The sequence below is a fragment of the bacterium genome (genome assembly GCA_021371935.1).
Lineage (GTDB): Bacteria > Armatimonadota > UBA5829 > UBA5829 > UBA5829 > UBA5829.
Genome location: JAJFVF010000012.1, coordinates 24,142 through 49,681 on the forward strand (window position 1 = coordinate 24,142; position 25,540 = coordinate 49,681).

Sequence of the window (25,540 nt, forward strand, 5' to 3'; positions counted from 1 at the left end):
CTTGATAGTGGGGGGCATTCTTGTCCCTGACTTATGTATCCCGGCATTCCTGCCGATTTCAACCTGCATCCAGATGTATGTCTGCCCGCTCTACCATTTCCAGAAACTCATCTTCCGAGACCACTTTTACGCCGAGCGAGATCGCTTTATCGAGTTTGGAACCGGCACCCTCACCCGCCACCACCAGATCGGTGTTTTTCGACACGGACGAAGACGGTTTCGCACCCAGTTTGAAGACCAGTTCCTGAGCCTTGTCTCGCGTTAATTTCTCAAGTGCTCCCGTAAATACTATTGTCTTTCCGGCAAAGCCCTCGGCCTGTGTGCGCAACTCTTCTTTCGGGTCGATCCCGGCTGCTTCGAGCTTTCGCAAAACCTCGGCAGTCTCATCCTGCTTGAAGAATGTCGCCACACTCTTGGCCACAACCGGCCCTATGTCCTGCACTTGAGCAAGGTCTTCCTCGGACGCATTGCGGACGGCATCAATGCTGCCAAACTGCTCTGCGAGTGATGCAGCCGTTCTCTCACCGACATGCCTTATACCCAGCGCATATATCAGCCTCGACAGACTGGCTTTTTTGCTCGCCTCGATTGCGTTTATTGCATTCTCAGCCGACTTTTGAGCCATTCTCTCAAGCGGGAGAATTTGATCGATAGTCAGGTAATAAAGATCAGCCGGGTCATGAATCAGGCTTTTATCTATAAGCTGGTCGATCAGAGCCGGACCGATGCCGTCTATATCCATCGCATTGCGGGACGTAAAATGAATCATCCTGCCCCGTATCTGCGCAGGGCATGCAATCCCTATGCATCTGGCTACGGCTTCGCCCTCGGCCCTTTCTACATCTGCTCCGCATACCGGGCATTTCTTTGGCATGCCAAACTCCGGCGGATTGCCTGTCCGCTTTTCTTTGACTACCTCAACGACTTCCGGGATGACCTCGCCCGCGCGCTGGATCACCACAGTGTCGCCGACCCGGACATCTTTGCGCCTGACCTCATCCTCATTATGGAGCGTGGCTCGAGATACGATGACTCCGCTCACTTCTGTCGGCTCCATAACGGCTACCGGCGTGAGCGCGCCTGTCCTGCCGACCTGCACGATTATATCTTTGATTACGGTCGTCGCCTGGTGGGCCGGATATTTGTACGCAATAGCCCAGCGGGGACTGCGTGAAACGCTTCCGAGCCTGGTCTGCATATCCAGTGAGTTGACCTTGACGACCATGCCGTCTATGTCGTATGGCAGGTCTTCTTTTTTGGTCTGCCACTCATTCATATACGCGATAACTTCATCTATGTTCCCGGCGACCTTTATATTCGGGTTGACCTTGAAACCCCAGTCGCCTAGCGCACATAAAATTTCATAGTGGGTAGTGAAGTCTATGCCGTCATATTCTCCCAGACCATAGCAATACATGGTGAGATTGCGCCTTGCAGTAATTCTCGAATCGAGTTGGCGGACAGAGCCTGCAGCGGCATTCCTCGGGTTGGCGAATGTAGGTTCGCCGCTCATTTCGCGTTCTTCGTTGATCCGCTGAAATTCCTTATGCTCGAGTATCACCTCGCCCCTGACTTCAACCAGCGGCGGTATGTCTTTAGTATCAGGCGACTCGCGTTTTGAATGATACAAATTGAGCGGAATGGCCTTTATAGTGCGCAGGTTTTCTGTGATGTTCTCGCCCTGGAAGCCGTCACCACGAGTTGCTCCTGCAGTAAAAATGCCGTTTTGATATGTCAGGGAGCAAGCCAGGCCGTCGAATTTCAGTTCGCATACATATTCTATAGGCAGCTCGCGGTCAATACCCAGAAACCTCTTGCACCGCTCATCGAATGCCCTCAGTTCATTCTCGTCGAACGCATTTGCCAGGCTGAGCATGGGCACGGTATGCTGAAACGGCGCAAATACAGTCTGAGGAGCTGCCCCGACTCTCTGCGTGGGCGAGTCCGGCGTCACGGCGTCGGGATACTTCTCCTCAAGTTCTTGAAGACGGCGCATGAGGCAGTCGTATTCGGCATCGGATATATCGGGCTGGTCTTTCACATAGTAAAGAAAATTCGCCCTGTTGAGACGTCTGCGTATATCCTTTATTTGATCAGCTATTTCATCTGGAATATTAGGGTTACCGGTGTTCATATCATCCAATATGCATAGTAGGGATGAAGCATTTGCGACTGGAGCGTAGAGACAACCGTATTGAACGGCAAATGCTTCTGCCCTACAGGTTCAGCGCTACATCATGTTATCATACGCGCCGGCGTTGTCAAAGTAACACAAAGGAACTTTCGCAGTCTAAGCGCAATACTACTAAGTAAAATACTGCCTTGAACTTGTATCAGAGAATGTGCTTCTAATATACTGGTTCTAAACCAAAACGCACAATTTACTCTGCGTAAATTGCTTAGTGATCTATATACCCTCTCAGAGGGTTTCGGAGATATGTGTATTGAACCCCTTCAAAATTCGTGATGTCGTGGTCGACCCGCCTTTGGTCCTTGCGCCAATGGCGGGTGTGACCAACCATGCGTTCAGAGTCATGTGTAAGCGCAGTGGAGGCGTCGGGCTGGTCTGCACCGAGATGTTCAGCGCCTACGCAATCAAATTTCGCGATCCACGAACGGCATCCATGCTCGACTGGACGGATGAAGAGCGCCCCGTCAGCGCTCAAATCTTCGCTGGTGACCCTCAGACTGTAGCCATAGGCGTCAAAGCGATGCGCGATCATGGCGTGGATGTGGTGGACGTGAACTTCGGCTGCCCCGTGCCCAAGGTCGCCAAGAGCGGGTCCGGCGCAGTGCTCTTGAAGGATATGGGCTTGGCGCGAGAGATCCTGGCTGCCGCCCGCGAGGCGACGGATGGACCCCTAACCATAAAGACCCGGATAGGGTGGAATACCGACGACGTGACTGTCTTCGAGCTTGCCCAAGCTGCTCAGGATGCCGGAATAGACGCAATATCTGTGCACGCGCGGACAGCAGTTCAGGGGTATTCAGGAAAGGCCGATTGGGATATAATAGCCGAAGTGGTCAAGCGGGTGGATATACCCGTGATCGCAAATGGCGACGTCAAAAGCCCGACAGACGCAGCCAAAATGTTTGAGCAGACCGGCTGCGCGGGCGTAATGATCGGCAGGGCGGCTCTGGGTGACCCTTGGATATTCAGCAGGACAGCCCATTACCTGAAAACTGGAGAACTGCCTGCCGAACCGGATTTCAGGAAGCGGCTTCAGGGAGCCAGAGAGCATGCCGCGCTGCTTAGAATGGTGTTGGGTGAAGCCCGTGCCGCAAAAGAGATGCGCGGACATTTAGTTTTCTATCTGAAAGGCATGCCCGGCGCGCCTGCGCTGCGCAACAGACTTATGACGACCAGATCGGTCGAAGAGATATTAGAGGTACTTGATGAAGCGTGTGGTGAGTGTTAGCCTTGGTTCCTCGACTCGGGACAAGACTTCGCAGGTGGAAATACTCGGTCAGAAGTTTGAAGTGTCGCGAATCGGAACCGATGGTGACATGACCAAGTTTGCCCAGCTTGTTCGAGAGTTGGACGGCGATGTGGATGCAATCGGACTGGGCGGGATCGACCGATATCTCTGGACGGACAAACGCCGCTACACAATCCGTGATGCCGATAGGCTGGCAAAAAACGCCGTGAAGACACCTGTGGTCGACGGCAGTGGAGTCAAAAACACTCTCGAACGCAGGACCATCGAGTATCTGCAGTATAATGGTCTGGTAGACTTCGGCAATAGCAACGTCATGGTCACCAGTGCAGTGGACCGTTTCGGCATGGCTCAGACAATTGCCAAGTTATCCAAGAGCGTGGTCTATGGCGATCTGATGTTTGCCTGCAATATCCCCATCCCGATGCGCTCATATGCCACAATCCGCATGGCGGCACAGACTTTGCTGCCCCTGGTATGCCGCCTGCCGTTCAAGTGGATATATCCCACCGGCAAAAAACAGGAGATTACTGTCCCCAAATATCAAAAGTACTATCACTGGGCGGATGTAATAGCCGGTGACTGGCATTTCGTCAGGCGAACGATGCCCACGATCGAATCAGGCCTGCTGCGAGGAAAAATAATCATAACCAATACACTGACCGAACAGGATATAGCAATGCTCAAGGACTATGAGGTCAGTCTTATTGCTACGGCGACTCCCAATCTCGCCGGACGCAACTTCGGGACAAATGTGTTGGAGGGAATTCTCATAACCCTGCTCGGCAAACGTCCTGAGGAGACGAGCGTAGAGGATTATTCCTGCCTGCTGGAGAAATTGAACTGGAAGCCCACCATAACTGATCTGACCTGAAGAACAACACGGCATAAGGACTGTAGCTTTGGAAAAATTTGCATTTATAATACACCCGCTGTCTGCAAAACGGGACATCGCCCGTAAGTATCCCTTCGTGAAGATGCTTCCAGAAAACTGGGTCGAGTTTGCATTGAGATACAAGAGCCCGATGGAAGTATCGCACATAACGGGTGTGAAGTCGATTACCGGTGTTGAGGCGGAGGGGTGGTTTGTCGGTTGTCCGCTTTCGCCTAAGCTGATGCTCGAGCTTCCGATTGAAGAGGTCTGGAGAAAGATCATCGGCACGGTCAAGCTTGCCGAGGCTCATGGCGCAAAGATAGTGGGACTGGGCGCATTTACGTCAGTGGTCGGCGACGGTGGGATTACTGTTGCCAAGCACTCCAACATAGCCGTCACCACAGGCAACAGTTACACTATCGCCACAGCCATCGAAGGCTCGCTCAAAGGCGCAGAAATGATGGGTATCGACCCGCATGAGGCGCATGTGGCGGTTGTCGGAGCCACAGGCTCGATTGGCAAGACCTGTGCACGCATACTCTCAAAAACAGCAGCAGCGACTACTCTCGTCGGCCGCGCAAAAGATCGCCTGGAAATCCTTGCCGACGAGATATCTTCTGAAGTGAACGGCACCGTCAAAGCGACGACCGATATCGAATCCGGTATAAAAGATGCAGATATCGTGGTCACAGTCTCTAGCGCAGTCGATGCGATAATTGAGCCTAATTTCATTAAGAGTGGTGCCGTGGTCTGCGACGTAGCCCGACCTAGGGATGTATCGATCAAAGTCCAAAAGGAGCGCAATGACATCCTGGTGATAGAGGGGGGCGTAATCGAACCTCCAGGAGACGTGGATTTCGGCTTTAACTTCGGCTTTCCTCCCAAAACAGCATATGCATGCATGTCTGAGACTATGATGCTTGCTCTGGATGGCCGATACGAAAACTTTACTCTGGGCAAAGAGGTCTGCGTGGAGCAGGTCGAGCAGATCAATCAGATTGCGAAAAAGCACGGCTTTAAACTCGCCGGTTTCAGAAGTTTTGAGAAAGCCGTCACCGATGAGCAGATCGAGCAGATCAAAAAGAATGTGAAGCGATAATACTATCGCATCGCAATCCATAACATACCCGACAAGCGGACAAGCATGCCAACAAAAATGGTTAGAGGAAAGAATACCTCCAACCATCACTGGGCGAACCCATTACTTTACTGCAGATGTCTTCGATGCCTGATAATCAAGGGCAGCCTTGAGCAGCCCGGCAAATAATGGGTGGGCACGGTTCGGACGAGACTTGAATTCTGGATGGAACTGAGTCGCGATAAAGAACGGGTGCTTCTTATTTTCCACTATCTCAACCAGTCTATAGTCCGGCGAAACACCAGAGCAAACAAGTCCGCCGCGCTCCAGCTTCACACGATAGGCATTGTTGACTTCAAACCGATGGCGATGCCTCTCATACACAAGGTCGGTGCCGTATAGTTTCGAGGCCAGTGTGCCGTCCTGCACGCAGCATGGATAGACACCGAGCCTCATAGTAGCGCCCTTGTCCTCGACACCTTCCTGCTCCGGCAGAAGATGGATCACCGGATCGGGAGTTGTCGGATCTACCTCTTCAGTATTGGCTTTCTTGAGCTTGCAGACATTTCTGGCAAATTCGATTACAGCCCAGTGCAGACCAAAGCAGATACCCAAGAACGGCACGCCGTTCTCACGTGCATACTTGATGGCGGCAACTTTGCCCTCGACACCCCTTGCGCCGAACCCGCCTGCCACGATTATCGCGTCGGCATCTCCCAGCTTTTCCATCAGGCGTTCTTGACTCTGCTCGATATATTCTGAGTCGATCCAGCGAACCTGCGCGCCTGTGTCATTGGCGATTCCGCCATGGCGCACTGCCTCACCGAGGCTGATATATGCGTCACCATTATCTACATACTTGCCGACAATGGCTACTACCGCCTTGTGCTTGGGTTTCTTGATGATATCGACGATCTTCTTCCATTCAGTGAGGTCGGCCTTGCCGTCCTTGAGGCCGAACTTCTTCAAAACCAGGTCCGAGAGACCGTCATTTTCAAACTGCAGGGGGATTTCATAGATATTGTCGGCGTCTTTGGCTTCTATTACAGCGTCCTTATCCACATCACAAAACAGCGATATCTTCTCGCGCATGTCTTTGCTGATATTCTTCTTTGTCCGGCAGATGAGCACATCCGGTTGAATACCGACCTCGCGCAGCTTTGCGACGGAGTGTTGAGTGGGTTTGGTCTTAAGCTCGTTCCATGGTCCGACCGATGGGATCAGCGTGACATGGACATACATCACATTCTCTGCGCCGGCATCCTTGCGGAACTGCCTGATTGCCTCAAGAAACGGCAGACCCTCGATGTCGCCGACAGTGCCGCCGATCTCGACAATCGAGATATCCGCGCCTGTCTGAGCCGCATTCGTCTTGATGCGGTTTTTGATCTCATCAGTAATATGCGGAATAACCTGGACAGTGCCGCCCAGATAGTCGCCGCGTCTTTCTTTGCGGATAACCGTATCGTATATACGGCCCGTGGTCACGTTCGAGAGCTGCGAGAGGTTCTCATCAACAAACCTCTCATAATGACCCAGGTCGAGGTCGGTCTCCGCTCCATCATCCGTAACGAAGACCTCGCCATGCTGGAACGGGTTCATTGTGCCTGCGTCAACATTGATATAAGGGTCGAGTTTCTGAACCGTGATCTTAAAACCCCGGTTCTTCAGCAGTCTGCCCAAGCACGCCGTGGTGATTCCTTTGCCCACGGACGACACCACACCTCCGGTTACGAATACATACTTTGTGCCCATCTTGCCCCCCAACTGATTTAGTATTTGTGATTTGGTATTTTATATTTGTCTGGTGATTATTTGAAAAAGTAGTCCAATTGTCCTTTGCCGAGCTTGACCGAATGCTCTATCGCCTTTGAGACATAGTCCTTCGCAAACTTCACAGCATCAATGATCTCATCACCCTGCGCCAGCCTTGCTGCTATAGCGGCGCTCATAACGCACCCTGTGCCATGCATGTTCTTCTCAAACCGCCTGCCTGCAAACTCATAGAAATCCTGGCCGTCATAGAGAACATCCACCGGCTCGCCCTCTATATGGCCGCCTTTAACCAGCGCATACTTTGCGCCCATCTCTACCAGCGCCTTCGCTGCGTCTCTGGCCGATGGCGCATCCTTTACAGATATGCCGGTCAGTTTTTCAGCTTCAAGCGCATTAGGAGTGATCAGAGTCACTCTAGAAATCAGTCGGCGCTTCATGCGCTTGATAGCAGGCTCCGTTAAAAGCACCTCCCCGTGTTTTGCGCTCATTACGGGGTCGAGAACCACATTTGGTATCTCGCGCCTTGCAATCCGCTCGGCCACAACATCGACTATCCTAGGCGAATAGAGCATGCCTATCTTGCATGCGCCCACACTATAATCGCGCATCGCCGCATCTATCTGCGCGGTCACGATCATCGGCGGCACTTTGTTTACCTTGTGGACGCCATGCGAGTCCTGCACGGTCACATTCGTCACGGCGCACAGTCCGTAGACTCCCATATCCCGAAATACGGCCAGATCAGCCTGTATTCCGGCTCCGCATGACGAATCAGACGCTGCGATTGTGAGTGCAATCGGTGTCATAGCAACTCCTCGAGAGTCTCGATTATTCGATCAGGCTTCAGATCACCCGTGGCACTTTCGGCCTGCTCTCGTGAGGTAACACCGGTCAAAACCAACACCGTCTGCGCCCCGGCGCGGTTTCCAACCAATATATCAGTGTCCAGTCTGTCGCCGACCATTACCGAACGCTCAGGCGGACAGTTTGTAAACTCCAAAATCTTGTCGTATGCATAAGTGGCTGGTTTGCCGATCACGAACGGTTCGACATCCGTGGCCGTTCGCACGGCAGCCACCATGCATCCGCCGCCCGGCATGAGAGTACCACTCTCCATCGGAAATGTGGCGTCCTCATTTGTGGCAATAAACTTCGCACCCCTATGAATAGCTCTCTGAGCACGCGCGAGCTTGTGGTAGTTGAAATCTCTGTCGATGCCTACTGTCACAAAGTCGATCTTCGCATGAGGCTCTTCCTGGTCATATATGACCTTCATTCCCACAGCCTCGAACTCCTCGGCCATGCCCTTCTCGCCGATCCTGTATACGGTCTTACCGACGGCGTTCATCTCGACAAAATAAAGTGCGGTGGCATATGATGAGGTCATAATCTCTTCTATGGGCGTAGGAATACCCATAGACGCGAGCCTGTTGACATAGGATTTTCGCGACCGTGCGGCGTTGTTGGTGTAGAATCGGACGGCGTGTCCACGGTCTCGCAGGACCGATAGTAACTCAATCGCATGGGGCTGCAGCTCTTTGCCGCGGTAGATTACCCCGTCGAGGTCAAAAACATAGGTGAGTCTGTCCGTGTTTGATAACTGCATCACGGGTACTCATTGTATCAAGTCTGCGGGGTAAAGTAAAGAATTTCTCTCCATTTTATAAAGGTTTTTCCATCGCCCGTGTGATATAATATTCAGGCACTTTTTGAAGGGATGTTCACAAATTGATTCAAGACGTTGTAGCAAAAGCAATTAACAAGATTCTCTCCACCAAGGAGGTTGCTTTCAATATTCCACCCAAACGCGAGTTTGGAGATTTTTCCACTGCAGTATGTCTGGCACAGGCCAAGATACAAAAGCGCGCGCCTATGCAAATTGCGCAAGACGTCAAAGCACAACTTGAGCAGGTAAAGCTCCCGTTTGTCAGCGAAATTCTTGTCACGCCTCCGGGATATCTCAATTTCAAGATCAATCATCCTGAGTATGTCAAGTCCATCATCAACCAGGTGGCCAAAGAAGGCGAAAGATATGGCTGCTCAAATGTCGGGCGTATGCGCAAGGTTTTGATAGAACATACAAATGTGAACCCAAACAAAGCCATGCACATCGGGCACCTGCGCAACGCAATCATCGGCGACAGCGTGGTCCGAATCTTGAAGAAGCTCAACTACAAAGTCGAGGCATGCAATTATATTGACGACACGGGCGTTCAGGTCGCGGATGTGGTCGTGGCGATGCTTTATATGGACGAGCCAAAGTATCAGGGCGGCAATGATCTGAGCGCTATCTGGGCAAAGTGGGACAAGTCTCAATCGTTCGACTACTGGTGCTGGGAAGTATACTCGCGTGTGGCTCAGGCATATGAGAACGATGAGGAGCTTAAAGCCAAACGTGCTGAAATCCTGCATGCGGTCGAGAGCCAAAATAGCGCCATCGCAAAGTTTGCAAAAGAGGTTGCCACAAAGATAGTCGAGGCGCACCTGGCGACAGTCAGTCGCCTGAACGTCTTTTATGACCTCCTGAACTGGGAATCTGACATTTTTCTGCGCGGATTCTGGAAGAAGGCGTTCGGGCTGCTCAAATCATCCGGCGCCATAGTCCATGAAACCAAAGGTCCAAACGCAGGCTGCTGGGTCGTGAAATTCGGGCGAGGAGTATTCCAGACCGAAAATGGGCTTAAAAGCGAGGACAAAGTGCTCGTCCGCTCGAATGGAACCGTCACATACACCGGCAAAGATATCGCTTACCAGATGTGGAAGTTCGGCGTGCTCGGTCGTGATTTTCTATACAAGCTCTGGGGAATTCAGCCAAACGGTAATGAACTCTGGACCACAGCGCCGGACGGTGTCGACATGGATCGGTTCGGCAGAGCGGAAAAGGTTATAAACGTAATCGATGTACGCCAGAGCTATCCGCAGCAGATAGTCTATAGCTGCCTGCGCAAACTCGGATACAAAAAAGAAGCCAGGAACTCGACGCATCTGGATTACGAGGTCGTGGTCCTATCAAATGCTGCTGCAGCAGAGCTTGGAATGGAAGTCGATTCACAGGACCAGGGAACTCAGGCTATGTCAGGGCGCAAAGGACTCGGGGTAAAGGGCGACGACCTGATAAACACTATGGTCAAGCGCCTATCGGAAAAGGTCAACAAGGAACAGAATGCACACATCCTTGCCGCATCGGCAATCCGATACTTCATGTCCAGGATATCGACCGGCAAGATGATTGTCTTCGACTTCGATGAGGCGCTCCGCACCACGGGAGATACCGGCGTCTACTGCCAATATGCTCACGCGCGGGCATGCAGCATCCTTGCCAGAGCCGTCCAGGCACATCCCGGCATATCCACACATGCGCAAAAAAGCCTGCTGCTTCCAGACAAAATAACCGTGCCGGAAGAAAACTTGATAAAGAAAATAGATGAGTTCGGCTCAGTGCTCAAAAAGGCAGGAAAAGAACTATCTCCTGCCCCGCTTGCTCACTATGCTTTCGAGCTTGCTACGGTGTTCACGGAATTCTATGAAACTCCTGACCCGGATGCCCCTCAGCAGACACCATTCATCAAGATCGAGGACCCCATTTTGCGCACTTATCGCCTTACACTGGTGGATACTTTCCGCCAGAGTATGGCAAACTGCCTGGATGCGCTGGGGATCATACCGCTGGAACATATATAACCGTAACCGCTTAAGGACTCAATTTTTCTTAAAGTATTGTCAGCCGATAAGGCCGCCAACCTGGGTTGAGTCCCAAAACTAAGGTGAAGCTCATATATCATTCCCAGCTTGACTGGGAATCCAGGAACCGACCCTACGATGAAAGCAGAGTGTCTGGATTCCCGCTTTCGCGGGAATGACACAAGCCTGGCTCCTTCAATAAGGGACCCACCCGCTGCAATTGTTGACTTTCATACACTTCCATGGTAGAGTCTGGTGGGCGGAGTGTGAGGAAAATGGTTATGGACAAAAGGAAAATCAGACGAATAGTGAGCCTGGTAGTGGCGATGTGTATGACACTTTCCGTGGTTGCGTCCGCGGCCGAGGCGGCAGTCGGCACATGGCTTGCTCCGCAGCCCGGCCAGACATTTACGACTCGTAATATAGAAGTGGCCGTAGGCTATAACACACACTCTGACCTCAATGTGACCAAACTCGAACTCTGGGTGGACGGCAAACTATATGCCAAAAAGATCTTGGCGCGACCAGAGCCGCGAGGTGTATGCTCATTCTGGTGGGACACAGCACACTACTCCGATGGACCGCATAACCTGGCTGTTAAAATCTATGCGGGCAGTGATCTTCTATCAACTGTAAGAAGCACCGGTACCGTAGGCAATTATAGATATGATCTTCGTCCGCCGACCGTTCGCTTCACCAATATAAAAGATGGTGATGTCCTAAAAGGCATAACCACTCTTAAGCTCAATGCCAACGATGACAGCGGCGAGCCGCCTGTGGTCAGCCTGCTAGTGGACAAATCTCTCAAGCTGGTGCAGAACAGGCCGCCGTATGACTATGATCTGGACACAACAAGCTACTCTGACGGCGACCATGAGATCAGGTCATTCGCATTTGATGGAGCGGGCAATAAGAGCGATGCCGCAGTCGTGCAGGTTGCGTTCAAAAATGGCGTCGAAAAGCCGGTTGTAGCTGCCCTGAATGTGAAGTCCCATCCAAACCCTGAAATATATGATGAGGCTCCTGCTGAAGCAGTCCCGACTATGTCGTCAGCCTCGGTATCCTCGCCATCAACAAGAAACAGCGCAGGTAGAGCGAAACTCGATGTCAGTGCTTCCGCCAGTGCGGCAGCGCCTTCACTGCCCGTTGCATCTGTGCCTAAGGCAAAAGCAGCTTCCGTTGCGTCACCTGCAGTGAAGCAGCATGATGTCGAGAAATCATATCAGCCAAAAACCAGTTCGGCGGCAAAGCCAGTTATTATTGTCCAGGCACCGACAATTGCAAAGATTGCACCCGCACTTGAACCGGCAAAAATATCTATCCCGGCGGTGAGTGCAAAGCCGAACCAAGTAATAGACACGCAGCTTCCGACAGTGCGCTCCGAAGCAGTCGAGTCCATACAGGGTGTCATTTCAGCTAACAGCGTTGAGCCTATCCAGCACCTTGAATCATATGTGTCACCAGTTGCACCGGTCGATATGTCTCAGTCCGCAACAGCCAAATCAATCATCCTGCAAGCTACGCAGGCCTCAGGCTCACCGGAGCAGCCATTGCAATCCAGTGAAGCCGTTGTCGGCAATGTGACCAGAATGGCTATGGCTCCGGCAGCTATGATCCGCTCGGAAAGTATGAAAGCTGAGATGAGTGACGGCACGAATTCCGCGCAAGAGCCGCAAGCTCCTGTCGCTGCAAAGCCGAAACCTGTCCGTGTCGCCGCTGTGCCGTTCGTGAAAGATATCAACTCTGAGTCGGCTTCAAATCGAGTTTATGCATGCACACCTCCATTAAAGAAAGACACACGCGCTAAACTCGAAAAGAAAATAGCCCCAGCCTCAGGCAAAGTAAAGCTGCGTGACCTATATAATAACCTCAACGGAATCCTGTTCTGGGACAGCGAGACTAAAACCGTTACGGCAATGTCAGGCGATATGAAGATCGATCTCAAGATCGGCAGCAAAGTCGCAATAGTGAACGGCAAACAGATGCAGATAAGCGAGGCGCCGTATATCGTAAACGGCAGGACGGTGATAGACGCAAGTGTGTATCATCAGGCAAGCGTATTTCTGTCACGGTTCGCATCCAGGTAGGCGTCACAAGATAACCAGGAAGAATTGAGGAACCTGATACAGCCCAGGTTCCTCTTTTTGTTATCTAGGTTTTCTTCTCGACTTTTGAAGGCAAAAGCCATCGAGGACGTTTGATAAAATCACCGTCTTTGAACGTCTGCTCGACCAGACCATGCTTTTCCAGATAGTTGAAGCAGCTTCGCATACATCCGCGCGATGCTCCAATTCCATAGCTGACCATATCACCCCATCTCTGCAGCATGGCATGGCCCTCTATGATATAGCCGGAAGGAAACTCGGACGATGCCCTCCATGCGCCTGTCGACATCGGCCAGCAGAATTTGTAGGCGGCTTCTTCGCTCATCTCCTGCGCAGTAACGTCCATATTCCAACCTGGAAAGCTCTTGTGGATGAATGGGGAGACGCGCGAGTCACCGCCATGATATATGAGTGTGCATTTTCCCATATCCACATCGCCCCACTCATAGGTCTTGTCCTCTATCGTTACCTTAACTGATTTGCCTTCCTTTATGTGAGGAATGGCGCCGGGACAACCCTTGACGCACTGCATGCACCTGGTGCAGATCGAACCCGGTTCAACCAACGGGTCAGGCTCCAACGGCATGTCTGTGATAATCGCATGCACTCGGACACGCGGACCATATTTCTTGGTCAACAGCGCCTTGGACCAGCCAATTTCTCCCAACCCGGCGGCAACAGCCGCTATGCGAATTGCAAGGTGCACATTTGGAGGCACACCGCCCTCTCGCAGCGGCGGTATGTCCTGCTGGATCTCAGATGCGCCGGAGTAATATGGAACAGCTTCCCAGCCATGATCCTCTATCAGACACGCCAGATCATATAATGGAATCTGGATAAACTGCATATTCAGCAGACCGCAGTAGTCGAACGTGCTGTATGACGCCCAGTAGGTCCCCTCTTCTATGCCTCGCCATCCACCGTGAATGATTCGTTTGCCCACTACTATAACCGAGCGCGCCTCGGGAAAGATGGATGCAGGATGCATGCGGGCAGGCGCGCCGTCGAACCGCTCGATATTCGCCACACCAACCAGGTCAAGCCCATGAGAATATGCGAACTCTTTAATTTTCTCTTTTGTGAGCACCGTCATCTACATATACTCCGGATTGAGCGAACGCGTCTGATGCACAACAGCCCATGGCTTTCGCACTCTGAGCGGATTGTTGAGTTTATTTGTAAGGCGGCATTCCTTTTCCAGATAGTCGATGCAGCTTCGTGTGCACAGTGCTCCATAGCGCTCCGTTTTGGCTGCAGGATAGTCACAGTTCGGATTTGCACCGTTTTTGCATTCGCGGCACTTTGTGTCATCTATCGATGCCACGAGCATCTCTTTGCCGCAGATTGTGATCGTCTTCTCGCCTTCAGCGCTTATCGCACCGTTGGGACAGAATTTTACGTGTTCCTTGCAGTGAGAGCATACGCTGCCCTCGAAAATATCGTCGGGCTCAAGCTCCGCTGTGGTCAGGATCATCTGCAGACGCTGTCTGGGACCGAACTCCGGGGTCAGAAACATTCCGCAGTAGCCGATTTCACCCAGCCCTGCGCGCACCGCCGCATCCGTAACATCGACCATAACGTTAGGCGCAGGCTGATCCGGCCTTACAGCGATTCCCATGGGCGGAGTCTCAATGGGCAGGTCCTGAATTGGAACAGCTTCCCAGCCGTTGTCTTCGATATACTCGGCAACGCGAAACGTGGCGGTCGCCAATACACGCAACTTAAGCCAGACGTTGCCATAGAGGCTATAGTTGTCGAACTGGGTGCCTTCTTCGATCCCGCGGAGCGTGCCGCGTGTAATCCGCTTGCCGATAACAATGACCGACCGCACATGGGGCTGAATCGAAGCAGGGTGATGCTCGGCTGGGATGCCGCCGAAACGCTCTATGGGAGCAATTCCGATAAGATCGGCTCCAGCAGTCTTTGAAAATGATTTGAGTTGAGTTGTGAGTGTGTCCATCGCCGCCTCCATAAGTTCACCACTCTCAGTCTAGCGTGACTATTGAAACAGCGGCAACACAGGGCTTTACCCTGAATGAACATGTTTTGACCGATATTCACTCGGCGAGGTGCACTCGATTGCCCGAAAAACCCTTCCGAAGTGCTGCACGCTTCCGAAACCGACCCGGAACGCTATATCGGTGATGGAGAGGTTATTATCCAGCAGCAGACGCTTTGCTTCATCTATCCGAAGCCGGTTTATATGCTCGACCACTCCGGCTCCCATGGCTTTCTTAAATGCACGGCTCAGGTATGAGGCGTTCACTCCCAACTTGCGCGCCAGGTAGTGCAGGCTAAGCTCAGGATCGTACAAATTATCCTTTATGAGCGAGTCCGCAATGCAAGAGAGCTGATTTACTGATGAATGAAACCTTGCATGCACCTTTGCAGTAAAGCCGGCGGCAGCCTCTTCGAGCAGTTCTTTCAGGCGAGAGTAGTCGTATGTCGTCGAGATTTCGCTCAGGCAGCGCTCAGAATCACGGGCGACCTCGGTCGATTCAACACCGACCTCAATTGCCCCCTGCGCCATCAATATGACCATACTCTGCAGGATCGGGCGGAGGTAAATCAGACCCAAATAGCTTGACGTAAAGAGTGTGTGCGATACGTCGTACATCACATTACCGACCTGTGACTTATCGCCGCTGCGCACGAGACGGTATAGACTATTGCCCAGGCGCCAGTATGTCGCCAGGAACGGAGATGGAGACATTGTCTTTTCATCGTATACAAACACTTGGTTGCTGCCCAAACGCACTTTGCTGCGCTGGGCTACAACCGCAAGCTGCGACGCCAACCGCCAAGCCTGCATCGACTCATCAGCCAAAAATGCAAGACCTATGGTCACAGACAGTGATGCAGACTCGTTGATTTGCTTATGCAGCGACTTTATGTGCTCGATCAGTTCCGGCTGTGACATACCGCCCAGCATCCCGCACCAATAGAGAGAGTTGGCATGGGCGAAACCGAGCAGTATGCGCTGTGACGGCTGCAGACGTGAGGATATCACGTCTTTGACTGCTTCCAGAGCGCTGCGCCGTTCATCAGGCGAAAGGGTGTGGTAGTCATCCAGACACAGGCAGATGACATAATCGGGAAACCTGCCGCCGAGAGCTTCTTTATGGACGCCGGACACCGTGAGCGTTGGGTCATAGGTGTCATCAGACGACAGTTCGGGATAGACCATATGGTTCCAAAACACGCCATTCCATAAAGACACGTCCATTGACCCCCCTAGATTTTCCTTCTACTTAGGCTAGGCCATTACCTCTAACCCGGATTATGCACTTTCCGCATAATCCGGGTCTCCGAGAGCATTATTCACGTTCATCGTGAATAATGCGGGTCTAGCTCATGCTTGTTTTCAGGCCGAATGCGCTTGGGTAAACATCCTTTAGTCACTTCAGACATCATAGCGGAGGTAAAAAATGGCCGAAATCAAAGAGCTGGCCGCAGACGAGTTGACTCATACTTGCAACCCTGATGATCTCGGGTTTGAAAGCACCGCAGATATCTCGCCGATCGAAGGAACCGTGGGGCAGGAACGCGCGGTGAGCGCGGTAGACTTCGGACTCGGAATACGCACGCACGGATTTAATATATATGTCGCCGGTAAGCCGGGCACGGGCAGAAACTCCAGTGTGCTTTCGCATGTAAATGCAAAAGCCAAAAATGAGCCCTCTCCTAAAGACTGGTGTTATGTCAACAATTTTGCTGACCCGTATCATCCCAAAGCGATTGGAGTAGCGTCAGGCAAAGGCACTGAGCTTGCGGAGGACATGGATGAGTTCATTAGAGTTGCTCGTGAAGAGTTGCCGCGCGCATTTGAAAGTGAAAACTATGGCAAGCGCAAGAGCGAGATAATGGACGATATTCAACACAGGCGCGAAGCTCTGTTGGCCGATTTACAAAAAGAAGCAGCCGACCTGGGATTCAACATAGAGGCAACCCCTGTCGGAATAGCGTCTGTCCCGCTCACAGCCGAAGGCCGGGCATATAACCGAGATGAGTATGATGCCCTGCCGGATGAGAAAAAGCAGGAAATCAAACAGCGCGGACAAAAGCTGCAGGAGAGCACAAACCAGTTCGTCTCACGCTCGCGGGGATTGGAAAAAGAAGCTCAGGACAAAGTCCGTGATCTGGACCGTGAGATAGCACTTTTTGCGGTGGGTCATCTCCTCGAAGACCTCCGCGCTAAATATCAGATGTGCAATGGTTTCGGTGACTGCAAGGCCATTTTGGATTATCTTAATGAGGTCGAAAATGATATAGTCGAGCATCTGGATGACTTTAGATCGCAGGAGAAGAAAACACAGCCGGGTATGCCGCCTGCTTTCGAAGAATTGGCAGAGTCCACATATGACCGATATAAGGTCAATGTCTTCCTTACGCAAAAAGATCACGACGGCGCGCCTGTGATACGTGAAAATAACCCGACGTATAATAATCTGCTCGGCAAGATAGAATATAAATCGCGGTTCGGGTTCGTCAGCACCGATCACAATATGATTAAGTCGGGAGCAGTGCACAAGGCAAACGGCGGGTATTTGATCGTGCAGGCTCTGGACGTGCTGTTGAACCCGTTCTCATGGGACGGCCTCAAGCGCGTAATGCGGGCAAAAGAAGCCGCACCCGAGAACCTGATCGACCAATACGGGCTGATGTCAGTCGCAACGATCAAGCCGGAACCGATACCGCTGGATGTCAAAGTAGTAATGGTCGGCAGCCCATACATATATTACCTGCTCTATTACCTTGATGATGAATTTCGCAAGTTTTTTAAGGTCAAAGCGGACTTCGATATAGAGATGGCGCGCAGCGATAAGCATGTGGCGCAGTACGCCGCGTTTGTCGCCGACTGCTGCAAAAACCTTGAGCTCAAACCTTTCCACAAGAGTGCCGTGGCCAAGATAGTTGACTACGGCTCGCGCGTTATTGAAGACAAGGGTCGGCTCTCCACCCGGTTTATAGACATATCAGACCTGGCAAGCGAGGCTTCATATTGGGCAGAGGGCAGCGATATCGTGATGGCCGAGCATGTCGATAAAGCTCTGGAACAGAAAGAATACCGCTCAAGGATGATAGAGGACAAAGTCCAGAGCCTGATCGACGAAGGCGTAATTATGATCGACGCCGATGAATCCAAAATCGGACAGATCAACGGCCTCTCTATATATGACTTGGGCGATTTTTCGTTTGGAAGGCCTTCGAGAATCACAGCAAGGGTAGCGGCTGGGCGCGGCAAGATAGTGGATGTGCAGCGTGAAAGCGAGATGGGTGGACCGATCCACAGCAAGGGTGTAATGATCCTCACCGGCTACCTGGAAGGCATGTATGCGATGGACAAGCCAATTGCAGCATTTGCTACCATTGCATTTGAGCAGCTCTATGACGAGGTCGAGGGCGACTCTGCTTCATGCGCCGAGCTTTATGTGCTACTATCAGCCATAGCCGACATCCCGATCAAGCAGGGCATCGCCGTCACGGGTTCCATGAACCAGCACGGACAGGTCCAGCCTATAGGTGGAGTAAACCGCAAGATCGAGGGGTTTTATGCTGTCTGCAAGTCCAAGGGACTCACCAGCGATCAGGGTGTAATGATCCCGGCCTCCAATATCCGGCACCTGATGCTCAAGCCTGAGATAGTTGAAGCGGTGCATGAGGGTAAATTCCATATTTGGCCGGTGGAGACAGTGGATCAGGGGATCGAAATAATCACAGGAATTCCGGCTGGGGAAAAGGCTGCCGATGGCACATATCCTGAAGGAAGCGTTCATTTCCTGGTCAATAAGAGGTTGATGGAACTCGCCCAGACAGTCAAAGAGTTCGCCGCGCCACAAACTGCCACCCCCACAGAAGAAAAAGAGCCCGCGGCAAGCATGGAACAATTTGAGATCTAGATTATTTTGGGCGTAAGACATTCGAGAGTGCTGGATGATGATGAGCCGGAGGTGACTTCCGGCCTTAACAATTCCACTAAGCAATTTACGCTATGTAAATTGCACGTCTCGGTCTGAATTCCGTATTCAGAACACATATCTCTAGCTCGTATTATTCACGAGGAACGTGAATAATACTCTCAGAGACCCGGATTATGCGGCAAGCGCATAATCCGGGCTAATACAAGTTCAAGGCCGTAATTTACTTGACACAATGACGCGATACTCTTTTTACCGGTTTGTAATTATTATGGAAGTGTGGCGGCTCCCAAAGCCGCCACACACAACCTCATCACTATTTATCAGCCAGAAGAACTCCGCCTACACCGATATTTTCTCGATCATACTCGCGGATAAGCACAACAAATGCCTCTTTGCGGATGCCGGTCACCTTGGAGGCTGTCTCTGTGAACTCCTGCGCAAGTTGAGCCTTTTGCTCTTTTGTTAATGTCTTTCCATTGAATGTGATTACGGGCATTTTTGTCTACCTCTCTATGGATCTATTGCTCAAATCATTATATCACCTAATACGGCTTGACATTATGCTCGACGCAGGGCTAGACTACCTGTAAATGAACAGTATATCAGGACAAAAAGACCCCCTCATAAAACTGCTGCGTGAGCTTGTCGGAGAGGATGGGCGCAGGCGAAACAGTCTCTTTTTTGCGGAGGGGGAGGAACTGGTCAAACGCGCATTTGACTATGGCGGCCGGGTCGAATCGGTAATATTCACTGATAAGTATTCGGCTGCACAGGAATCACAAGCCCTGATCGAAAGAGCTGCATCCGCCGGTGTGGATGCATATCAGTGCACTGAGGGATTGCTGGCAAAAATTCTCGACGCCAAACCTACACCAGAGTGCCTGGCAATTGTTGAGAGAAGGGTGGTCGGGCTGGAGAATGTTTTTTCCGCTGAGTGCCCCCTGGTCCAAATGGTCGAGAGCTGCGAGAACGCAGATAATCTCGGTATGCTGCTTCGCTCGACGGATGCCGCAGGAATTGACGGAGTCGTCCTTGCAGCTAATACTACCGACCCGTTCAGCCGTCGTGTTGTCCGCGGCTCAAGAGGGGCGGTCTTCACTGTGCCGATTTGCATCCATCAAAATTCGGCAAAAATTATCGAGTGCGCCCATGCGAGAGGACTGCAGGTGATCGGGACATCGGCAAATGTCGACATGCCATACACCTCAGTCGACTTTACAAAACCCACGATGATTGTGGTCGGCAATGAGCATACCGGCATATCGGATACAGTGCGCCGGGTGGCTGATATGGTGGTGAGAATTCCTATGGTTGGCAAGATAAATTCGCTCAATATCGCAGTGGCAGCAAGTGTTGTGATGTACGAGGCAGTGAGACAGAGATGTAGACCATGAACCATTCAGGGTCGCCGATATTCGCATTTGGGAACTTGACTTTGCGCACATAACGTAGTATCATATGCATATAATATTTTCATTACTCCACCATTAGTCCGCGCCGAAATACTTCTCGGACGGGTTTTGTGCCTCGGGCTCCCAGCCCGGAAATCCCGGCGCGACTTGACGAAAGGAAACTGTTTTCCTAATGGATGTCGGTGATACAGTCTTGCACCCTAGATATGGCGTGGGAATAATTGATGCCATCGAACGTCGTGAACAGGACGGCCAGTCCCGCGAATACTACGTTATCCCCAAGCCATCTATTTGCTCAACAATCTTCGTCCCTGTCGATTCTGCTGATGAACTTGGACTTCGTCCCGTGTCAACACCGGATAAAATCCAAGAAGCACTTCACATTCTGGCCGGTGATGAAGATGTGCCAAAAGATGATGGCCTGCGAAACCTTACCTGGGGTGATCCAATCGCTCTTGCAGGCGCTATACGCCGCGGAGTGACAGAGCCGAAATCTCGCTATCCAAAAGTTAGTGAACAGCATCAGCTCAAAAGAGCAAAAAAACTGCTTGCAGAAGAGGTGTCGGCTGTCCTTGGAATAACGGAAGAGAGTGTGATCGCTATAATGGACGATCATTCCGAGCATACAGTGAGCGTTGCCCGTTAATCTCCTGTGTTTTGTAGGCCTGCCAGTGCCATTCAGACGGCTCTGATGAGTGTTTACGCCAAGATCAAGCTCAGCTTAGCATCTCTACAAAACTTTCTATCCTGACCTTTGTGCGCGCGTCCAGCTTTGTCGGAGCATCACCCTCGATCGTCAATATCGGAATGTCTATCCGACTGCGTATAATCAAGTCCTGAATCTGCCTGAAACAAAAACTCTGAGTGTAATGGATCAGACCTTCCAGACCACGTCTTTCCATTTCACGGCTGATATCCTCTATTCTGCCGAATACGTCATATGGATAGGTGTAGGCGGCATACTGCTCTATCAGATCGGCCGTCTCATACGGCATGGCGAACTGACGAACGACCTCATTAAACACTACCCTCGCCCCAAGGCTCTCGATATATTCATAGAAGTCAGTGAAGATGGGCGGGATGCCCACAAAACCTAGCTTTAGTTGTGAGTTGTGAGTCGTGGATTGTAAATCGGCTTCAGCCAGGCGTTTGTCGATATCCGACTCAAATGCGTCGGGATCGCCCATAAAATCGCTGCAGTTGACCTGATAATAATGGTTTTCAAATGAAGATATGGCATCTGTGCGCCAGGTCAACTCGTCGAGTCTGGATACTTTTCGTCTGATCCTGTCGAGCCGCGCTTTCCACTCATGTGCGGCATCCCATGTGGTTCCCAGACGGTCGATCAGCTTGTCTATCGCCATTCGCAGCAGCACGCGGTCGCGTCCATATGGATATGCAAACGGGATAATCTCGATACCCGCTATCTCCAGGGTCTCGACCATAGCCTGAGTCTGTGAGCAGTCGCCCTCTACAACCGCTATCAGCGCATCGATATCTGCTCTCTTTGCCGCAGAGTAGATGCCCTTGATCCATCCGCATGCATTCCGGGGATAGCCGTCATACTCAGCCTCCGCAACCATGGCGGGAGCCTGCTCTGAGGTTATGAAAATATTGTTGAGGTCCACAGGCACGCAGCCTGCAGCATAAACGACCTCGACGGGTATGGTGGATGTAATTCCTATTTTCTTCATGGCAAATTGAGTATCTTGTGGCACTGCGGTATCACTCGGACATCCGCAAGCCGATCCATGGCTGTCTCCTGCATATGGATCAGTGATGAGGCATCGAAGCGCACGCCGCTGATCGGCTGGATCACAAGAGGAATCTCACGGTCGATTGATGCTATCAACGCCGCACATCTGATAACCTCGTCATCCGGCGTGACGGGCGCTACTACCGACTTCACAAACACTTGCTTTTGAGCGGCGATCTTTAAAAACTTCTCATGCAGATCCCACAGTTCCGACATTCCGCATGCACTCGGCAGTTTTATGTCCATCGCAATAATATCCGTGTGTTGCACAACACGAGCCAGAGCGTCCGGCAGAATCCCATTGGTCTCAAGATATGTAGTAATCCCGGCGCCGCTTAGCCCCGGCATCAAATGTGAGAGAAAATCCACTTGAACAAGGGGCTCTCCGCCCGTAAGCGCCGCGACTTTCGACCCGAGCCGACGGCATGCCTTGATTGCTGTTTCGGCGTCGATAGGATTAGGCAATTCATCGAATTTTTGACCACCTGCCCCAAGTTCGACTCTTGCCAGCGCAGGTTTCGGGTCGCGTGAGCCCATCGTATCGCAATACTTGCATGACAAATTGCATCCGGCAAGCCTGACAAATGTCTGTCTCTGGCCGCAGTAGATGCCCTCACCCTGGATAGAGGTAAATATCTCGCACAACCAGCCGGGCTGATTCACATCGGTCAATGTCAATCCTCCCGATAATATGTTGCGCAGGAAGATGGAGTCTCCCAAACACTTACGCTCTGTACGGAATCGGCTTCGGCATTTACGCGGTCGTATATAAACCGAGCTATGTTTTCTGCTGTAGGATTTTGATCCGAAAACTCCGGCAATTCGTTTATATAATGGTGGTCCATGTAATCTAGAGCAGCTTTGAGTATCTGCTTGGCTCTGCGAAAGTCTATGGCCATGCCCAGAGAGTCCAGGTCTTTTACACGAAAACACACCTGCACCCTGTATGTATGGCCGTGGAGCCTGCTGCAGTTGCCCTGGTAGTCGGGAATGCGATGAGCTGCGTCGAAACTATCTTCTATGGTAATCTCATACATGTAATTGGCGCTCCTTGAACATAAGAGATTATATCATAGATATGATTTAGGAGTTGTGGGTTATTGATTTGACACCTGAATGCGTGCGAACCTATAATTTAGTGCGAATCGGGAGTAAAGGTGAATATGAAATCCGCGTCATCGCGAAGAACGGAATCAACTCGCAGTAAGCGCAGCAGACTGCGATCCATAGTTACTATTTTGCAGGTGATGATTCTGCTTGGGATCAGCGCCTCTGTGGGAATAGCGCTTGGACTGTTTATCAACCTGTCCAATGTTCTGCCGAAAGTCGGAGACTTCGAAGCGCCGGAAGCGACGATCATCTATTCCAGCGACAATGTCATCCTCGGCAGGATATACCGCGAGGACCGTACCAACGTGCCGCTCAACGATATCCCCAAAACCCTGCGCAATGCAACCGTAGCAATCGAAGACAAACGGTTTTATCACCACTCCGGGATCGACATGAAAGGTGTAGCGCGCGCCGTATGGCAGAATGTCCGAGGCCAGAGACTCGCTCAGGGCGGCAGCACCATAACCCAGCAGCTTGCCAGAAACGTCTATCTTACACAGAGAAAGTCCCTTAACAGAAAAATACAGGAAGCCGTGCTCGCTATCCTCATGGAGCGCAACTTCACTAAAAACAAAATACTTGAACTATATCTCAACCAGGTATACTACGGCAGCGGAGCGTTCGGTGTGCAGGCTGCCTCACGTGTCTATTTCGGTAAGGACGTGGGCAGGCTCGACCTCGCTCAATGCGCTATGCTGGCCGGTCTGCCTCAAAAGCCTTCCGGCTATTCACCTCATGAAGACATAGACGCAGCCGTCGGCAGGCGCAACGTCGTCCTGGATGCCATGGCCGAGCAGGGATATATCACTCCCGAGCAGAGGGACGAAGCCAAGGCCGAAAAACTGTATGTCATAAGGCGAACCAAGGGCCGCAATACATACAAAGCCCCGCATTTTATCGACTACGTAACCAAGCAGATGAGAGACAAATACGGCGATGACGTTCTGTTTAAGGGCGGCCTCAGAGTCTATACGACCCTCAACTATAGGATGCAGCAGATTGCCGAGGATGCGCTGCGCAACGGTGTGAGAAAACATGAGAAACTACGTCACGTAAGTGAGGGCTGCTTTATTGCGATTGAGCCGGCCACAGGCTATGTGAGAGCCATGGTCGGCAGTGTGGACCCGGCCAGCCAGTATAATCGATGCGTTCAGGCCAAGCGGCAGCCGGGAAGCGCCTTTAAGGCGTTTGTCTATACCGCTGCACTTGCGGCTGGAATGAAGCCCTCCGATAGAATTTTGGACGAGTCCGTCTCATATCCTAACGGCACAGGCGGCACATGGAGACCAAAAAACTACGACAACAAATATCATGGCTGGGTGACGATGGAGTCGGCTGTCGCAAGGTCGATCAACATACCGGCTATCAAGGTGGCTGAAAAAGTCGGAATCAATAACGTGATCAAATATGCCGAGTTGATGGGAATAGCCTCTCACCTGGAGCCTTATCTGTCCACTGCCATCGGCGGCATAGGCGGACTGCGACCTATAGAGATTGCTTCGGCATACGGAACATTCGCAAACAAAGGCATTCATGTCGACCCATGCTCGATAATCCGTGTGACAAACAGTCGTGGTGAAATTCTTCAGGATTACGTGCCCGAGGGCAACAGGGTTATATCCGAGCGAGTTAACTCGGAAATGGACAAGATGCTCAGGGCAGTCGTCACCGGCAGAGGCGGGACAGGCTACGCAGTCAAGAGTATTCGCGATGCCCGAGGTAAAACCGGCACAACCAACGATGACAGAGATGCATGGTTCATCGGCTATGTGCCGGGCAAACTGGTCGCGGCATGCTGGGTCGGCAACGATAACTATGCCCCTATGAGGCACGCATTCGGTGGAGTCGTATGCGCCCCCGTCTGGAAAGAGTTCATGAGCCAGTCTCTGCCCATCTATGACAAGATTCATCAGGATGAAAACCAGGCACCCAACAGAGTAAAAATTAGCGACACTGCCAAGGACACTCCAAAACGAGAGCAGACTGCCGCCGATACACATAAAGACGATACTCCAAAAGAGGAGCCATCGCCGGATGTGACTGAAACCGATTCCGATGTCGTCACTGTTAAAATCTGCAATGAGAGCCAGATGCGAGCAACCCGATATTGCCCGGCAACTCATACTGAAAAGATGCTCCGCGGCACTGAGCCGACTTCATATTGCACTATCCACACACGTGACTGGTATAACGAACATAAGCAGCAGCATACGCAGCGAACAAATACATCACCCAATACGCAATACGTCCCGGCAACTGTCTGTAAGGAAACCGGAATGCTGGCAACGAGAAACTGCCCGTCTGTGCGCAAACTGGTGCCAATTGATGAAGTGCCGACACAGGTGTGTAACGTACACAGCCACCCGAGAGAATAGGGGCATGTGAGTCGT

At 51.7% G+C, this 25,540-nt stretch carries 20 protein-coding genes; 9 read left to right on the forward strand and 11 right to left on the reverse strand.

The genetic code is table 11. The features are described 5' to 3' along the window. Window positions 1-58: 58 nt before the first annotated feature. On the reverse strand, window positions 59-2,134 hold the full coding sequence (gene ligA / locus LLG46_08880; GenBank protein ID MCE5323409.1) for an NAD-dependent DNA ligase LigA: 2,076 nt from the start codon (window positions 2,132-2,134) through the stop codon (window positions 59-61). 310 nt (window positions 2,135-2,444) lie between these two features. Here ligA and dusB point away from each other — a divergent pair, with 310 nt between their 5' ends. Genes dusB through LLG46_08895 form a run of 3 tightly spaced genes read left to right on the forward strand, consistent with a single transcriptional unit; the run spans window position 2,445 to window position 5,410 of the window. Beyond that, window positions 2,445-3,419 carry a tRNA dihydrouridine synthase DusB gene (gene dusB / locus LLG46_08885; GenBank protein MCE5323410.1) on the forward strand — a complete coding sequence of 325 codons (975 nt, stop codon included), beginning with the start codon at window positions 2,445-2,447 and terminating at the stop codon, window positions 3,417-3,419. Continuing rightward, a complete protein-coding gene (locus tag LLG46_08890) occupies window positions 3,397-4,311 on the forward strand; it encodes a quinate 5-dehydrogenase (protein ID MCE5323411.1) in 915 nt (304 codons plus the stop codon). The genes dusB and LLG46_08890 overlap by 23 nt, the downstream gene beginning before the upstream one ends. A gap of 28 nt (window positions 4,312-4,339) precedes the next feature. Further along, window positions 4,340-5,410 (forward strand): shikimate dehydrogenase, encoded by a 1,071-nt coding sequence (locus tag LLG46_08895; GenBank protein MCE5323412.1) that lies wholly within the window; start codon window positions 4,340-4,342, stop codon window positions 5,408-5,410. Between the two features lie 102 nt (window positions 5,411-5,512). Here LLG46_08895 and LLG46_08900 read toward each other — a convergent pair whose 3' ends face one another. Genes LLG46_08900 through LLG46_08910 form a run of 3 tightly spaced genes read right to left on the reverse strand, consistent with a single transcriptional unit; the run spans window position 5,513 to window position 8,771 of the window. Next, entirely contained in the window at window positions 5,513-7,144 is a 1,632-nt protein-coding gene (locus tag LLG46_08900) for a CTP synthase (GenBank protein ID MCE5323413.1), read from the reverse strand. Between the two features lie 56 nt (window positions 7,145-7,200). Beyond that, window positions 7,201-7,971 carry a bifunctional hydroxymethylpyrimidine kinase/phosphomethylpyrimidine kinase gene (thiD, locus tag LLG46_08905; protein ID MCE5323414.1) on the reverse strand — a complete coding sequence of 257 codons (771 nt, stop codon included), beginning with the start codon at window positions 7,969-7,971 and terminating at the stop codon, window positions 7,201-7,203. Then, window positions 7,968-8,771, reverse strand: a complete 804-nt coding sequence (locus tag LLG46_08910) for a phosphoglycolate/pyridoxal phosphate family phosphatase (protein ID MCE5323415.1) — start codon at window positions 8,769-8,771, stop codon at window positions 7,968-7,970. Before LLG46_08910 ends, thiD begins: the two co-directional genes overlap by 4 nt. A gap of 122 nt (window positions 8,772-8,893) precedes the next feature. Here LLG46_08910 and LLG46_08915 point away from each other — a divergent pair, with 122 nt between their 5' ends. Further along, window positions 8,894-10,846 carry an arginine--tRNA ligase gene (locus LLG46_08915; protein ID MCE5323416.1) on the forward strand — a complete coding sequence of 651 codons (1,953 nt, stop codon included), beginning with the start codon at window positions 8,894-8,896 and terminating at the stop codon, window positions 10,844-10,846. A gap of 281 nt (window positions 10,847-11,127) precedes the next feature. Then, complete coding sequence (locus LLG46_08920; protein MCE5323417.1) at window positions 11,128-12,933, forward strand: hypothetical protein; 1,806 nt, start codon at window positions 11,128-11,130, stop codon at window positions 12,931-12,933. A gap of 64 nt (window positions 12,934-12,997) precedes the next feature. On the opposite strand, the gene LLG46_08925 is transcribed toward LLG46_08920, so the two are convergent. The 3 genes from LLG46_08925 to LLG46_08935 all read right to left on the reverse strand — a co-directional run bounded on the left by LLG46_08925 (window position 12,998) and on the right by LLG46_08935 (window position 16,177). Next, entirely contained in the window at window positions 12,998-14,044 is a 1,047-nt protein-coding gene (locus LLG46_08925; GenBank protein MCE5323418.1) for a hypothetical protein, read from the reverse strand. Next, window positions 14,045-14,911 carry a hypothetical protein gene (locus tag LLG46_08930; GenBank protein MCE5323419.1) on the reverse strand — a complete coding sequence of 289 codons (867 nt, stop codon included), beginning with the start codon at window positions 14,909-14,911 and terminating at the stop codon, window positions 14,045-14,047. A gap of 66 nt (window positions 14,912-14,977) precedes the next feature. Continuing rightward, window positions 14,978-16,177 (reverse strand): helix-turn-helix transcriptional regulator, encoded by a 1,200-nt coding sequence (locus tag LLG46_08935; GenBank protein ID MCE5323420.1) that lies wholly within the window; start codon window positions 16,175-16,177, stop codon window positions 14,978-14,980. A 202-nt stretch (window positions 16,178-16,379) separates the two neighbouring features. Here LLG46_08935 and LLG46_08940 point away from each other — a divergent pair, with 202 nt between their 5' ends. Beyond that, the gene (locus LLG46_08940; protein MCE5323421.1) at window positions 16,380-18,851 is read left to right on the forward strand and encodes an AAA family ATPase; all 2,472 of its coding nucleotides are present in this window, start codon (window positions 16,380-16,382) and stop codon (window positions 18,849-18,851) included. Window positions 18,852-19,185: 334 nt separating this feature from the next. On the opposite strand, the gene LLG46_08945 is transcribed toward LLG46_08940, so the two are convergent. Next, a complete protein-coding gene (locus LLG46_08945; protein ID MCE5323422.1) occupies window positions 19,186-19,368 on the reverse strand; it encodes a tautomerase family protein in 183 nt (60 codons plus the stop codon). 94 nt (window positions 19,369-19,462) lie between these two features. Here LLG46_08945 and LLG46_08950 point away from each other — a divergent pair, with 94 nt between their 5' ends. Together LLG46_08950 and LLG46_08955 are read left to right on the forward strand one after the other, a co-directional pair. Further along, window positions 19,463-20,266, forward strand: a complete 804-nt coding sequence (locus tag LLG46_08950; protein ID MCE5323423.1) for an RNA methyltransferase — start codon at window positions 19,463-19,465, stop codon at window positions 20,264-20,266. A 190-nt stretch (window positions 20,267-20,456) separates the two neighbouring features. Continuing rightward, window positions 20,457-20,930, forward strand: coding sequence for a hypothetical protein (locus tag LLG46_08955; protein ID MCE5323424.1), 474 nt, complete (start codon window positions 20,457-20,459; stop codon window positions 20,928-20,930). A 70-nt stretch (window positions 20,931-21,000) separates the two neighbouring features. Here LLG46_08955 and LLG46_08960 read toward each other — a convergent pair whose 3' ends face one another. The 3 genes from LLG46_08960 to queD are packed head-to-tail and all read right to left on the reverse strand — an operon-like array spanning window position 21,001 to window position 23,077. Then, complete coding sequence (locus LLG46_08960) at window positions 21,001-21,978, reverse strand: 2-hydroxyacyl-CoA dehydratase (protein ID MCE5323425.1); 978 nt, start codon at window positions 21,976-21,978, stop codon at window positions 21,001-21,003. Beyond that, window positions 21,975-22,703, reverse strand: a complete 729-nt coding sequence (locus tag LLG46_08965; protein ID MCE5323426.1) for a 7-carboxy-7-deazaguanine synthase QueE — start codon at window positions 22,701-22,703, stop codon at window positions 21,975-21,977. The genes LLG46_08960 and LLG46_08965 overlap by 4 nt, the downstream gene beginning before the upstream one ends. Window positions 22,704-22,714: 11 nt before the next feature. Next, window positions 22,715-23,077: a 6-carboxytetrahydropterin synthase QueD gene (queD, locus tag LLG46_08970; GenBank protein MCE5323427.1), complete on the reverse strand. Its 363-nt coding sequence runs from the start codon at window positions 23,075-23,077 to the stop codon at window positions 22,715-22,717. A gap of 126 nt (window positions 23,078-23,203) precedes the next feature. On the opposite strand from queD, the gene LLG46_08975 reads away from it, so the two are divergent. Beyond that, window positions 23,204-25,525, forward strand: a complete 2,322-nt coding sequence (locus LLG46_08975) for a penicillin-binding protein 1A (protein ID MCE5323428.1) — start codon at window positions 23,204-23,206, stop codon at window positions 25,523-25,525. Window positions 25,526-25,540: the final 15 nt, after the last annotated feature.

What these genes read in the sequence shown, in the direction of transcription:
- ligA (MCE5323409.1), bottom strand. Translation starts at nt 2,134, where the DNA reads ATGAACACCGGTAACCCTAATATTCCAGATGAAATAGCTGATCAAATA.
- LLG46_08890 (MCE5323411.1), top strand. Translation starts at nt 3,397, where the DNA reads ATGAAGCGTGTGGTGAGTGTTAGCCTTGGTTCCTCGACTCGGGACAAG.
- LLG46_08900 (MCE5323413.1), bottom strand. Translation starts at nt 7,144, where the DNA reads ATGGGCACAAAGTATGTATTCGTAACCGGAGGTGTGGTGTCGTCCGTG.
- thiD (MCE5323414.1), bottom strand. Translation starts at nt 7,971, where the DNA reads ATGACACCGATTGCACTCACAATCGCAGCGTCTGATTCGTCATGCGGA.
- LLG46_08910 (MCE5323415.1), bottom strand. Translation starts at nt 8,771, where the DNA reads ATGCAGTTATCAAACACGGACAGACTCACCTATGTTTTTGACCTCGAC.
- LLG46_08920 (MCE5323417.1), top strand. Translation starts at nt 11,128, where the DNA reads ATGGACAAAAGGAAAATCAGACGAATAGTGAGCCTGGTAGTGGCGATG.
- LLG46_08925 (MCE5323418.1), bottom strand. Translation starts at nt 14,044, where the DNA reads ATGACGGTGCTCACAAAAGAGAAAATTAAAGAGTTCGCATATTCTCAT.
- LLG46_08930 (MCE5323419.1), bottom strand. Translation starts at nt 14,911, where the DNA reads ATGGACACACTCACAACTCAACTCAAATCATTTTCAAAGACTGCTGGA.
- LLG46_08935 (MCE5323420.1), bottom strand. Translation starts at nt 16,177, where the DNA reads ATGGACGTGTCTTTATGGAATGGCGTGTTTTGGAACCATATGGTCTAT.
- LLG46_08940 (MCE5323421.1), top strand. Translation starts at nt 16,380, where the DNA reads ATGGCCGAAATCAAAGAGCTGGCCGCAGACGAGTTGACTCATACTTGC.
- LLG46_08945 (MCE5323422.1), bottom strand. Translation starts at nt 19,368, where the DNA reads ATGCCCGTAATCACATTCAATGGAAAGACATTAACAAAAGAGCAAAAG.
- LLG46_08950 (MCE5323423.1), top strand. Translation starts at nt 19,463, where the DNA reads ATGAACAGTATATCAGGACAAAAAGACCCCCTCATAAAACTGCTGCGT.
- LLG46_08955 (MCE5323424.1), top strand. Translation starts at nt 20,457, where the DNA reads ATGGATGTCGGTGATACAGTCTTGCACCCTAGATATGGCGTGGGAATA.
- LLG46_08960 (MCE5323425.1), bottom strand. Translation starts at nt 21,978, where the DNA reads ATGAAGAAAATAGGAATTACATCCACCATACCCGTCGAGGTCGTTTAT.
- queD (MCE5323427.1), bottom strand. Translation starts at nt 23,077, where the DNA reads ATGTATGAGATTACCATAGAAGATAGTTTCGACGCAGCTCATCGCATT.
- LLG46_08975 (MCE5323428.1), top strand. Translation starts at nt 23,204, where the DNA reads ATGAAATCCGCGTCATCGCGAAGAACGGAATCAACTCGCAGTAAGCGC.